The sequence below is a fragment of the Spongiimicrobium salis genome (genome assembly GCF_043678055.1).
GTDB lineage: Bacteria > Bacteroidota > Bacteroidia > Flavobacteriales > Flavobacteriaceae > Spongiimicrobium > Spongiimicrobium salis.
In genome coordinates, this window is sequence record NZ_JBHEQA010000001.1 from 1,820,208 (window position 1) to 1,833,932 (window position 13,725).

At 40.8% G+C, this 13,725-nt stretch carries 6 protein-coding genes; 5 read left to right on the top strand and 1 reads right to left on the bottom strand.

Features of this window, described 5'->3' with window-relative positions; all coding sequences use genetic code 11:
- Positions 1 to 312 precede the first annotated feature (312 nt).
- From ACEXOE_RS08020 to ACEXOE_RS08040, 5 genes are all read left to right on the top strand, one after another.
- Positions 313 to 3,894 carry a hypothetical protein gene (locus tag ACEXOE_RS08020; protein WP_394748222.1) on the top strand — a complete coding sequence of 1,194 codons (3,582 nt, stop codon included), beginning with the start codon at positions 313 to 315 and terminating at the stop codon, positions 3,892 to 3,894.
- A gap of 19 nt (positions 3,895 to 3,913) precedes the next feature.
- Positions 3,914 to 10,441: a DUF6443 domain-containing protein gene (locus ACEXOE_RS08025; RefSeq protein ID WP_394748223.1), complete on the top strand. Its 6,528-nt coding sequence runs from the start codon at positions 3,914 to 3,916 to the stop codon at positions 10,439 to 10,441.
- Between the two features lie 12 nt (positions 10,442 to 10,453).
- Positions 10,454 to 10,957 (top strand): hypothetical protein, encoded by a 504-nt coding sequence (locus tag ACEXOE_RS08030; protein ID WP_394748224.1) that lies wholly within the window; start codon positions 10,454 to 10,456, stop codon positions 10,955 to 10,957.
- A 548-nt stretch (positions 10,958 to 11,505) separates the two neighbouring features.
- Positions 11,506 to 12,066 carry an REP-associated tyrosine transposase gene (locus tag ACEXOE_RS08035; protein WP_394748225.1) on the top strand — a complete coding sequence of 187 codons (561 nt, stop codon included), beginning with the start codon at positions 11,506 to 11,508 and terminating at the stop codon, positions 12,064 to 12,066.
- A 262-nt stretch (positions 12,067 to 12,328) separates the two neighbouring features.
- On the top strand, positions 12,329 to 13,201 hold the full coding sequence (locus ACEXOE_RS08040; RefSeq protein WP_394748226.1) for a glycoside hydrolase family 16 protein: 873 nt from the start codon (positions 12,329 to 12,331) through the stop codon (positions 13,199 to 13,201).
- A 243-nt stretch (positions 13,202 to 13,444) separates the two neighbouring features.
- Here the strand turns inward: ACEXOE_RS08040 and ACEXOE_RS08045 are convergent, their stop codons facing one another.
- On the bottom strand, positions 13,445 to 13,714 hold the full coding sequence (locus ACEXOE_RS08045) for a peptide methionine sulfoxide reductase (protein WP_394748227.1): 270 nt from the start codon (positions 13,712 to 13,714) through the stop codon (positions 13,445 to 13,447).
- Positions 13,715 to 13,725: the final 11 nt, after the last annotated feature.

Below are 13,725 nucleotides of genomic sequence, written 5' to 3' on the forward strand. Positions count from 1 at the left end.
TAAATGACCAAAGGTAAGGTGGTATTCCCGTGGTCAAATATACAGCTAAAATGCCTATTTGTCTTTTTTCTATAAAAGTTGAAAATAAACTTACTTTTTCCCGTAACATTCCTTTAAGTGGTGACATAAATGAGAAGAAACACGAGAATAACTTGTGTAGAAACCAAACCACTACAGATGAAACACCTGAACATACTATTGATATTTCCTATAGGGCGAATACTATTGCCATATACAAATAATAGACCTCGGAAAGAGGATGCTATACTCCAAATATACTTGAGAAACATTAACAATCAAATCCACTAGAAGATGATAACAAAAACTGGAAAGAAATACATTGTCTTTACCCTCATTGGCCTGTTGTATGGCGTATGGGGCACAGCGCAAGTACAAGATTTTACTTTTGACAATCCAGAACACTATGTAGAACGTATTCCGAAAGGACCTGATGTTGCAGAATTGGGAAAGTTTGGTGATTTGGCCGTAGGAAAATATACAGGAACCACCAATGTTGGTGTTCCTATTCATACAATAGACTTTGATGGGATAAGTATTCCCATAGGATTATCCTACAATTCCTCAGGAATACGTGTTTCACAGGAGGCCACTTGGGTAGGCTTGGGTTGGAATTTATCGGCCAATGCCGTAATAAGTAGACAAATAAAAGGATTTGATGATGTGCTGTTGCGGAATGGTACAGGATATATACATGCTAGGACCTATAACCCGGTCAATCCCAATGCAGCTTTTCCCCAACTAAGTCCGGCAGATTCGTTGGAGTTGCTAGGTGCTCATCAAGCTACAAGCGAAATAGATGTAGAACCCGATCTGTTCACGGTTAACCTCTTTGGAGGGAGTTATAGTTTTACACTTACCAAAATCGCAGATTCTCCAAGTACTCAATATGTAGAGGGAGTGAATTATGATAACGCGGATCTAATTGTGCGGTATTATCATAACGATATGCGTTTTGAAGTGATAGACGCGCAAGGCTTTCATTACTTTTTTGAAAGTCGAGAAGTTTCGGATCCCTATAGAACCCTTCAAAGTCCATACAATAATACCGATGGTTTTGTCCGTGAATCCGAAGTACGGAGAATTGTGGGATTGGGTATAGATAGAACTAAAGTACGGAACTCAACCTTATCTTGGTTCTTAGATCGTATTGAGTCTCCTTATAATAGAACTTTGTACTTTGAATATCAAGATGGAGCTCATCTTACCTATCCTAGTTTTACCAATTCGCAAACTGTAAATGTTAATGGTGCGCCTGATTTTGAAGTGTATGGATACACCCAGGCCACTCTTGGGGTAGATTGCAATATAACGGTAATCCAGACCAAATATCTCAGTCGTATCCATGGAGATTTTGGAGAAGTCAATTTTGGATTGACCAATAGGGAGGATCTGTACAACTGGGATGCCCATAATGTGATTGCCGGAGGCCCAGGGAATGCCAATGCCATTTTTAATCCAGGTAATATTCAACGGAAATTATCTACGATTACGGTAAAAAATAAAGCGAATCAAACGATTAAAACGGCACAGCTGAATTATAGCTACTTCAATGAAAATAGGCTTAACGACCCGGAAAAAGAGGGCTATCTACGATTAAAACTGGATAATGTAGCGATAGACGATCAGAACTATACTTTTGAATATGAACAGCCCAATGCCCTGCCCAAAAAGGATTCCCCTTCCCAAGATTTCTGGGGCTTTTACAATGGAGAGGCGAATACCGATGGAATTTACACCTTGAGAATTCCCACTTTTGGCAGATTTGTACGAGCGAGCAGAAGCAATGGAAATGGCTTCTCAGAACGTTATATACTGTTTGAAGGGGCCAGCAGAAGCAGTAATTTTAATTTTGGGAAAATTGGGATGCTTACCAAAATGACCTATCCCACCAAAGGGTATTCTCTTTTTGAATACGAAGGGAATAGGGCAACGGTGGAAACCCCAGATCGACTTATAGATGAACCAAAGAATGACGTGGATTTTCCTGGGAATTCCCCCGAATTAAAATACAACTTCCAATATTTGGAACGTGCCTTGATCCAAGGGCAAGGTGGCGCCACAATTGCATCTGGGGATACCTTTACGGTAGAAGGTTCTGATATTTTGTTTACCAGCAATAACCTTCAAATTACATTGGAAATAGAATGCCAGCAGAATGTTCCCATTGCCAATGCCTGTAACTTTATTCAAGGAAATTATGCTATTACCATTACCAACGTTAATAATCCAAATCAGACCTTCAATTTTATTGACCTTCGGGAAACGTCCTTGAATACCTATAATTTTAATTTGCCCAATGGCACCTATACATTGTCAGTGAATACGGGCTTGGGCAATAGCTTGGCATTACGGATTTTAAACGTAAATGTTTCGGTCTTCAATACACCCCCTCCAGTTCAGTTTCCACTGATTCGGGAATATGAGGTAGGAGGTGCTCGCATTAAGAGCATTACCAATAGGGGCTTTAATGATGAATTCCTGACTAAAAAAGAATTTGAATATACCCATCAGGACAAGGGAGTCACCACTTCCTCGGGAGTTCTGATGAACGAACTCATTTTTCATTCCAAACAAGGATATTTTGACTATACCCCCGAAGGATATGATGGTACCAATATCCAAATGAGTTCCTCCAATCATTTAATGGGACCAGGGGCGCACGTAAGCTATTCTCAAGTAATGGAACGGTCTGTGGATTCTTTGGGGAACGATATTGGAAAAAAAATATGCTCCTATTATAATGAACCTAATAGTCATTACCTCCGCTTTGTAGGTATTGTTCCCGAATTTGGAGTCTATAACGCAAGTCTGAATCTCGGAGGGAGAAATCGCTTTGTGTCCTACGGCGATGTGTATTATTTAGGGGTAACACCCAATTCCTTTGAACATCTCAATGGGAAAATGCGAGAAGAAATTTTATTGAACGATATCGGAAGGGAAGTCAAGAAAACCAGCTATTCCTATGAAACATTGGCCGTTTCCAATGTGAATTCCTGGAAAATGCATTATGGTCCAGCGAATATCCCACACCACTTCCGTTATCAGCTTTTAGGAAAAGTAGCGCTGCTGGATAGTACGGTGACCGAAGAGTATTTTAACGAAAATACGGCAAATAGGGAAACGGTTCAAACTGTAATGAATTACGAGTATGCGAGCAAAAATAACACAGGACTGCAGCGCCATTTTTGGCCTACGCGAACCGCTACTATTAATAGTGAAGATGAAATTTTAAGTACAGAGACTACGTATCCTTCGGAAAGTAGCAGGCCTAATATGGGACAACTTACCATACAAAATCGCAGGGCAATGCCGGTAGAAATCAAAGGATTTAACACCGAAGGAACTACTACGATTCAAGTAGGAAGAAAGGTTACGGATTACATCCTCCAGGAAGGAATATATCAACCTGGATCAGTCTCTACACAGAAAGGTACTGATGTTTTAAATAGAAGAGTAAAATATGATCGCTATGATGAGTTTGGCAACTTGCTGCAGTATCAGATGAACGATGAGACCCCAGTATCCTATGTATGGGGATATCATAACAAAATGTATCCTGTGGCCAAGATTGTAAATGCAACTTTTGATCAAGTACGTGCAGCATTGACCAATGCAGAATATCAAGAAATTTTAAGCAGTTTGATTGCCGATGAGCGTATGCAAACTATTTTGGATAAAGTGCGCACTGCTTTTCCAGAGGCTCTGGTTACCACCTATAGTTATAAACAAGGCGTTGGAATTTCTAGTATGAAAGATCCAAGAGGATATCTCACTACCTATGAATACGATGGTTCTCGTCGCCTAGCACGTGTTAAAGATGCTGAAGGCTTTATTCTTTCCGAAAACGAATACAAATACAAAGGCCAAAACTAATCCACAAACGATCAAAATCATGAAAAATATACATACAATCAATGCAATGCAAAAGCTGGTTTTGACCCTTTTGCTGGGCATATTTTATTGTGCAACTTCTTATGGACAGAGTTATATAGTTTCTGGTCCTACCACGGTGCAGGTTGGGGATACGGAAACGTATACTTTGTCTTCCCCTTCCATAATCGATACCAATTGGTCCTTGACCAATGCAACGCTTATTTCGAGTACCTTAAATACCGCTATAGTGAGATTTGATAATGCAGGCGCGGCAGAAGTTAGGGCAAACTCTGTAAATTCTTCGTTTCAAAGCTTTTCTTTTACCTTGGCAGTTACGGTACAAGATGGAAGACCAGCTACGCCGGCTACGCCATTTATTACCTCTAGCAATTGTGGGGAAACAACACTGGGGCGTAATGGAAATCCACCGAGTGGGGTAATCTGGTATTGGCAAGGGACCAATGCCAATGGCACCCGTACCGATTTGGGTAGTGGAACTGCTTTTAAAGTAAGTAGCACTGGAACCTATTATATCAGGGCCAGAAATTCTTCTGGCCAGTGGAGTGCAGCCTCAGCAAGTATAGCAGTAACTACTATAGATCAATTGCTTCCTGGCAGCATTGCTGGTGTGCAAACCGTTTGTGAGGGAGGTAATCCTGCCGGATTGAGCAGTACTGCGCTTCCTTCTGAAGGAAATGGTTCGTATACTTATCAATGGCAATTTTCAAACAATGGCAGTACGGGGTGGACCAATATTAGCGGAGCAACGGTGAGTACATACAACCCCCCTGGTGGATTGACCACCTCACGCTGGTATCGTAGAGCGGTAACTTCCTGTGGCAATCAGACGGTTGTTTCCAATTCGATTAAAGTTACGGTTACACCTTTGCCATCAACCCCACCATTGCCTTCCATTCAAAATAGTTGCGGGAGTGTAACTTTGACAAGAGGAACCCCACCTTCCGGAATAGGATGGTTTTGGCAAACTTCACCAATAGGGACTTCTTCCGCTAGCGTAAATGCGGCAACCAGCATTCAATTGACCACAGGAACTACGCACTATTTAAGACCTAGGACTACCAATGGATGTTGGGGAACGGCAGTGCGTATTGACTATACCATAGATAATGGGCAAATTTGGTATGCCGATACCGATGGGGATGGTTTAGGAGATCCAAACGACCCAAGTGCACCTAGCTGTACAGCTCCTGCAGGATTTGTGGGCAATAGTGATGATCAATGTCCAACCATTAGTTCCCCTACCAATAATTGTGGAAGCGCCCCACCATCGGCACCAAGTAATCTTAGTGCATCGAATACTACTTCAACAACGGTAGTATTGTCCTGGACCGCCTCCACAGATGATAATGGTGTAACAGGTTATGAGGTGTATCAAAATGGACAGCGGATCCAGACGGTGACCACGACAAGTACTACAGTGACAGGGTTGACTCCAAATACGCCCTATCCATTTTATGTTAGGGCCATAGATGCAGATGCAAATACATCGCCTTCTAGCAATACCATAAATGTGATTACTTTAAACTCAAATTCCGGTAATTATGGTACTTACCAACTCTTGAATGCGGCTGATGGATCCGTTCTACAGACCGTTAGTGGCGGAGAGACCATAACCCTTCCAGCAGCTGCAATTAGTCTTGTGGCGCAGGCATCGCCTCAGCCGGGAAGTGTACGTTTTATTTGGAATGGGAATACCCAAACAGAAAGTTTTGCTCCCTACGCCATTGCAGGAGATACCAACGGTGTAACGTATAACCCTTGGACTCCTGGCCTAGGCACGGTTTCTATTGAGGTACGTTATTATAGTGCCGCTTCTGGCGGAGGAAGTCGACAAGGGACAGATACAATAGAACTTACCTTTGTTGCCGATACCCCTCCTACAGCACCTTCAAATCTTGTTGCATCCAATATCAGTACTTCAAGCGTACAATTGAATTGGAATGCTTCAACAGATGATAATGGGGTGACGGGCTATCAAGTATTTCAAAATAATACCTTAGTACAAACCGTTACAGGGACCAATACCCTGATCAATGGCCTAGCTGCTGATACCAACTATTCCTTTTACGTCCTTGCACAAGATGGGGATAATAACCTATCTTCCGCAAGTAATACGGTAAATGTTCAAACTTTGGCTCCACAGAATACCAATTATGGTATTTATCGTTTATTGAATGCCAATGGCGGAAGTGAAATACAAGTGATCAGTGGCGGGGAAACAATCGATTTTTCGTTGACTGGAACTACCATTAGTTTAGTGGCGGAGCTAAGGGATAATTTAACTACAGGGAGTGTGGTTTTTGAATATAATGGTATTACGCAACCCGAAACCTCTGCTCCTTACGCTATCGCTGGGAATAGCAGCGAGACGTCTTACACGGTATGGTCTCCAGAGCTTGGTCCGGTAGCTATTGAAATCCGTTATTATAGTGGAGCAGGAGGAACAGGAACCCTTACGGCTACAGACAATCTGACTCTGAACTTTATACAAAGTACAGATTGTCCAAATCTAATCAGTTCTTTTCCATATACTGAAGGATTTGAAAATACCTTTGGGGTATGGCAACAGGATACTTCAGATGATTTTGATTGGACTTTAAGAACGGCTACCACACCTTCCACAGGAACAGGACCAACAGGAGCACAGGAAGGTTCACATTATATCTATATGGAAGTGTCCAGCCCCAATTACCCTACAAAGAATGCTATTTTGACTTCCCCTTGTTTTGATTTGAGAAATAAGGATACCGCAAGTCTTAGTTATTACTATCAAATGCTAGGGAATGCCGTAGGTACCATAAACATAGAAGCTAGTACGGATAATGGAGCGAGTTGGGCCAACATTTGGACGCAAAGTGGAAGTCAAGGTGCCGATTGGATACAGCATACAGTGGATTTATCGAGTTATGTTGGGAATATTGTACAATTGCGATTCTCAGGAACTTCGGCAGCTTCTTGGCAAGGAGATATTGCTATCGATAATTTGAGATTGACTGCCGAAACTACAGGACAGATCGGAAACCAACAACCTACACTTTATCAAGAGGTCACCTTGGGCGATGAAAATTATATATTCACTAGAATTCCCCAAAAAGAAATGAGCACTATTAATGCCAATACCTTGGAATACAATGAAGATGTGGTGGAAAGCGCGATGTATCTCGATGGTTTGGGCAGACCTTTGCAACAGGTAGCTATTAAGAGCGCTCCTTCGGTAGAAGATGTGTTAACTCATATAAGCTATGATCAATTTGGAAGATCTACACAACAATACCTGCCCTATAAAACGAATGGTGTTATAGGGAGTTTGCGTACTGGAGATCAGGATTTGGCGACCAAGCAATATTATAAAACGGCCTATGCGGAGGATTTTGAAGGTATTGCTACGCCAGACATCAACCCATTTTCGTTGACCGATTTGGAAGCTTCACCTTTAAATAGACCCTTTAAACAAGCCGCTCCGGGAGAAGATTGGAAATTGGGGAATAACCATGAAGTGCGCATGGAATATGGAACCAATGGGACCAATGAAGTACGTTACTTTAAGGTCACTTTCCAAAATGGGGATACCGAATTACCGCAATTAGTGACACAGGGGCATTATGCACCTTCACAATTGTATAAGACAATTACCAGGGATGAAAATTGGCAGGTAGGACAAGCCTTTGATAAAGACCATTCCACCGAAGAATTTACCAATAAAGAAGGTCAGGTCGTTTTAAAACGTACCTATGCTGAAAATGTCCCTCATGACACCTATTATGTGTACGACAATTTTGGACAACTGAGTTTTGTATTTTCCCCAAAAGTAGATACCTCAGACGGTGTTAGCGCTACGGAATTAAGTGAGTTGAGTTATCAATACCGTTACGATTATAGGAATCGTTTGGTGGAAAAGAAGCTGCCGGGCAAGGGATGGGAGTATATTGTGTACGATAAGGCCGATCGGGTAGTAATGACTCAAGACCCCAATCTTAGAGCTCAAGGAAGGTACTTATCTACCAAATACGATGCTTTGGGAAGACCGGTGTATACCGCCTTTACCAATTCTTCCTTTAACCGTCAGGATACCCAGGATTTTATTATAGAAAGTACAGAATTTGCCATTTCCGAACAAAAATTGCCTAATGGGCAGACCAATACAGTAGCGGGAATGGATATTGAGTATACCAATACCGCCTTGCCTCTGGTGGTCAATGAAATTCTTGCCGTGAACTACTATGATACCTATACGTTTAGCAAAAATGGATTACATACTCCAAGTGGAACCGTGCTCACACAGCAAATTACACCATTGACCCAAGGTTTGGCTACAGGGAGTAAAATTAGAGTTTTGGAGACAAACCAATGGATTACCAATCTTGTGGGTTATGATAGTAAAGGGAGGAACATTATTGCAACAACCAAAAACGATTATCTGGTGGCTACGGATATTGTAGAGAGCAAGTTGGATTTTGCTGGAAAAATCTTGGAAAGTAGGAACACACATACCAAGGATACAAATGCCCCAATCGTAGTAAAGGAATATTTTACTTATGATCATGCTACAAGACTAAAGGAGCAATTGCATCAGATCGGGAATGAGGAGATTGAAGTCATTGCGGAAAACACCTATGACAATTTGGGCCTCCTCATCAATAAAAGTGTGGGAAATACCTTGAATGGAAATCGTTTGCAGGATATGAACTATGCATATAATGTTAGAGGATGGCTAAGAGGGATCAATACGGCAGATCTTACGGCATCCAATTCGGCCATCGATCAACTCTTTGCCATGGGCATTCATTACAACAGATCGGCCAATGGTAGTGACCCGTTATTTAACGGGAATATTGCCAGTGTGGAATGGAGAAGTAAGAATACTTTTAATGGGAGACGTTACTACCGTTATACCTATGACGGGATGAACCGGTTAAAAAACGCCATTGATCGTTCGGGACGTTTTAATGTAGGAGAATATAAACCTAGCCAAGGAGGATTGAGTAATCCCATTACCTATGACAAGAATGGTAATATTTTGAGTTTATTTAGAAGAGGGCATGTGGTGGAGAACCCTGTAGAAGGGCAATCGGGTCATCATAGTATCATGGATAACCTAACCTACACCTATGATACTGGAAATAAACTGTTAAGCGTTACCGATGCAAGCAATAAAGACTATGGTTTTGTTGATGGAAATACTGTGGGAGATGATTATGCTTATGACGCCAATGGCAATATGACTTTGGATCGCAACAAAGGCATTACCGGGATCAGCTATAATTACCTAAATTTACCTACGTCAGTTTCAGTAGAGGGCAATGAAAATACTGGAAATATTGCATATGTCTATGATGCGACCGGGGTGAAATTAGAGAAAAGAGTAACCGAAGGCACTTCAGTAGTCAGTACGGAGTATTGTGGCAATTATATTTATAAAAAAATGGGAGCAAATGCCAATGCGACATTGGAATTCTTCTCCCATACGGAAGGTTATGTAGAGGAAGATGGTATTGGAAGTTATGGCTATATTTATCAATACAAAGATTATTTAGGTAATATCCGCTTATCCTATAGCGATGACAATAATGATGAAAACATTACTATCAATGAGATACGCGAGGAGAACAACTATTATCCTTTCGGCTTAAAGCATAGAGGATATAACAATAATCAGACAGGAAGAAATCATGAATATGGGTTCCAAGGGGAAGAAGAGGCAGAGGAGCTTGGAAAAAATACCATTGATTATAAGTGGAGGGATTATGATCCCGCGATTGCTAGGTTCATTAAGATTGATAGGTTTGCGGAAAAGTATCAATCTATGACACCTTATCATTTTGGTGCTAATAATCCTATATTTTTTAAAGAAATTGCTGGCGATTCAGTTCAAGGGACCACTAGGAAGGATGCAAGGAGAGCTCGAAAGTTAATACGAAGAACATTTAAAGGAAAGGAATTTAGAAAATTAAGAAGATTATTCAGAACAAAAGGAAGGAATTTTAGGGAAATAGACGAGGGTAAGTTCAATGAGGCGACGCAAAATTTAAGCAATCCTGCAAAAGTACTGGCAAAAGGTTACAAGGAGGCAATAAACTCGAAATCTAAAGTGCATGAGGTTCAGGTTAGAAAACTAAATGAAAAGGTAACAATTGAAGGAAAAAATGTTAACGCCTCTTTACTTGCTTCGGTAGGTGGAGGAAACGGGGAAACAGCCACTGGGACCTTTACATTTGTAATTATTGGAAAATCGGTACCTGCACCACCAGATATTTTAGACAATTCTACTGGCAAACCTGCTACAAATCGTCAAAGAAACCCCAGTAGAACTATGGCGCATGAGTTACTTGGTCATGGATTACTACGACCTATAGGGGGTAGTAATGCTATTTTACATAAGGTATTACCAGTACAGGTGGACAATCTTTTTTTAAGAGTTCAAAATAATGGTAGTCGAAGAATATACAGGGATGGCGGATCTCATGGGAGAATAAAAGGGCGCATACCTTATTCAGTATTATTTAATGTACCAGTTCATTTACAGTAAATTATATTCTCTATGAAAAATGTATTTATTTTAGCTATTACTTTTTTTACTTTTTGTAAAAATTATAGTCAGAGTAATATCAATAATGATAGTATATTAGGGTTTAATTATATATACAAAGATTCAATAAGATTAGCTCAAAAGAATATAAATAGTTCCATATACCTCTTTGATGACAGTGGAAGAATGTTAGTTATATGGAGAGAAAGAAGAAAATATAGAGCCAAAAGGGTGCATTATAAATTAAGTCCACTTAAGTCAAAAGGAAAAAGAATCGGGAAATTTCAAAAATTAAATGCAAAAAGACTATTAGAGACCCCACCTCTAGTACAAGTCGTAAACGATAAATTTTGCTCAGCGGAAAGCGATTACTTTAACAAAGTATATATTTACATTTATAATAAAAATCAAAGTATAAGGCATAGTTTTTTTTCCCACTGCGTTGATGAGGAAATATTGCGAAAAGCTGAAATATTGAATATTTATTATTGCTTGAGTGTAGATAAACGTGAATAGCGTGAGCTCCAGTTAGCGCGAGCCCCTGCTAGCGCGAGCATCTTTCTGCTCGTGCCGGTAAGAGTAAGCGGATAATATCTCACCCGCTGGCGCAAGAGTAAGCGTTAGCTAGTGCCAGTTTCCGAACGGGCACCGTCCATGATTGAGCATTGACAATAAAAAAGGAAAAGCCACGGCGAGAGCTGTGGTTTTTCTGTTATTGGGAATATGCTTTTTTGGCCCTATAACCCCAGCTAGCGCGAGCATCTTTATGCTCGTGCCGGTATGAGTAAGCGGATAATATTACCCGGTGGCGCAAGAGTAAGCGTTAGCTAGTGCCAGTTTCCGAACTGGCACCGTCCATGAGTGAGCATTGACAATAAAAAAGGAAAAGCCACGGCGAGAGCTGTGGTTTTTCTGTTATTGGGAATATGCTTTTCTGGCCCTATAATCCCCAGTTAGCGCGAGCATCTTTCTGCTCGTGCCGGTATGAGTAAGCGGATAATATCTTCAATATGGGAAAACCATATATCAGAAAATAAATGTAAATTATTTTCTATATTTATAAAATGAGTAGAAAATATAAATTTCACGATCCCGAAGGTGTTTATTTTATAAGTTTTGCCACGGTGTACTGGTTGGATATATTTATTAGGCAAGTCTATTTCAATATTCTAGAAGAGAGTGTGATACACTGTAGACAAAACAAAGGAATGGAAATTTTTGCCTATTGCTTTATGCCGAGTCACCTTCATTTTATATTTCGTTCAACCAATAAAGATCCTTCAGGGCTTATCCGAGATTTTAAAGGATACACATCGAGAAAACTACTGAAAACTATTGCAGAGAATCCCCAAGAAAGCAGAAAAGAATGGCTTTTATGGATGTTTGAGCGTGCTGGCAAAAATAAAAGTAACGTTATGAAGTATCAGTTTTGGCAACAGCATAACAAACCGATTGAATTATGGAGTCCCAAGGTGATCCAACAAAAGATTGACTATATACATAATAATCCTGTGATATCTGGCTTTGTAACCAATCCGATTGATTATAAATACAGCAGTGCCAAAAACTTTGCCGAGGAACATTCGGTATTGGAGATAGATGATATTGGTTTTTTGGCATCATGATTTTTTTGAAAAGCATACAGTCGTGAAGTTTGTGGACCAAAGGCACGAGCGTGACGCTCGCGCAAGCCTCAAGCTTGTACCCCCTGCTAGCGCGAGCATCTTTCTGCTCGTACTATGCAACTTCGTAGCCTAGTGGCCTATAAGAATAGAAGGATTGTTTTGGAAGAAGTAAGAAGTTTGTTGATCGTAGATTGATCACTTCAGCTTCCGGTATAATTTATTTTTACCTATCTTAAACCCCATAATGCTATAATTACCTGCTATGAAAAAAACAATAGTACTTTCTTTTTTCCTACTTTCTCTCGTTTTTGCTTGTTCCAGTGGTTCCGATTCGGATACCAACCCACCCGATGTAGTGGCAATGGATCCTCCAGCCCCACCAGACCCCAATAGACCCTGGAACTTGGTGTTTGAAGATGAGTTCGATGGGGATTTGTCCCAATGGAATGTATGGGAAGGCGGTGCCTTTAATAATGAAATACAACTGTACCGTGGCGAGCAATTGTCCTTGGCCGATGGCATCTTGACCATCACTACCCAACGGGAAGAGGTGTTCGGGGCAACTACGCCTTTTGACGCCACACCTAAGGATTTTGACTTTGTCTCCGGACGCATTGAATCCAAAACCACTTTTGGACCTTCCTCTCTGGACGGAGAAACCGAATATCGCTTTATAAGCCGAATCCGTATGCCCGAAGGTTTTGGGATGTGGCCGGCCTTTTGGTCCTATGGAGATCCTTGGCCCGTGATGGGGGAAATCGATATTATTGAGGCTAGGGGAAATTTACCCAATGAGTTTTCCTCCAATATTTTTTATGGGACAGAACCCGGTATTCCCATCACCCGTTTGGAAGATACTGTGGTAGAGCATGAGATTGAAGAAGATATCACGGCCGATTTTCATATCTATGAGTTAATATGGACCGTAAATACCTTGGAAATTCGCTTTGACGATCGAAGATTGCACCTTTACAATGCCAATGCTAGAAATTTTATTACCAACTTGTTTGGAAGAAAACAGATGGTGGTGCTCAACAATGCAGTCGGTGGTGTCTTCTTTCCCAATACGGATCCATCCACTTATGTGGATACAGCCACTATGCAAGTAGATTGGGTACGGGTGTATAAGAGGTAGTGTTTCTATCGTATTCAAAATGAAGACCTTAATTTTCTCTCGACTCCGCTCGAGAGGACAGCATGGATATTATAGAATCTGACGAAATTTTTAGGACACTTTAATTGGAACAATATCATATGACCCTCGCTCTGCGAAGTTTGCAACTTCGTAGTGCATAGGAGTAAGTTTTTGATGAAAGCTTCAGAATTTCATCCGGTCATTGTTCCCTTGAGGCTACTTTTAGGGGTGTAAAAAGGATATTTATATAACATGATATCCCGCTAAAAACTCCTTGACTTTAGCTTCTGGCATTTCACAGGGTTTTAAAGCATTTTGGGAAAGTGTGGTATAATAATTAAAACTAATAAAATCAGTACCTCCCAATTCTTCGGCATAGACTTTTACGCTTTTTCCTTGGTTAAAAAGACGTTTGGACACTCCATAGGTCTTCCCTTGGTACTGCACTTTGGAAAACCCTAGGGGCAGTCGGGAAATATGATGTTCCAAGGCATGTCTTTCCGAATCTTGCATTTGTTCTCTAT

Coding starts and splice junctions, on each gene's coding strand:
- ACEXOE_RS08020 (WP_394748222.1), top strand. CDS start 313: ATGATAACAAAAACTGGAAAGAAATACATTGTCTTTACCCTCATTGGC.
- ACEXOE_RS08025 (WP_394748223.1), top strand. CDS start 3,914: ATGAAAAATATACATACAATCAATGCAATGCAAAAGCTGGTTTTGACC.
- ACEXOE_RS08030 (WP_394748224.1), top strand. CDS start 10,454: ATGAAAAATGTATTTATTTTAGCTATTACTTTTTTTACTTTTTGTAAA.
- ACEXOE_RS08035 (WP_394748225.1), top strand. CDS start 11,506: ATGAGTAGAAAATATAAATTTCACGATCCCGAAGGTGTTTATTTTATA.
- ACEXOE_RS08040 (WP_394748226.1), top strand. CDS start 12,329: ATGAAAAAAACAATAGTACTTTCTTTTTTCCTACTTTCTCTCGTTTTT.
- ACEXOE_RS08045 (WP_394748227.1), bottom strand. CDS start 13,714: ATGCAAGATTCGGAAAGACATGCCTTGGAACATCATATTTCCCGACTG.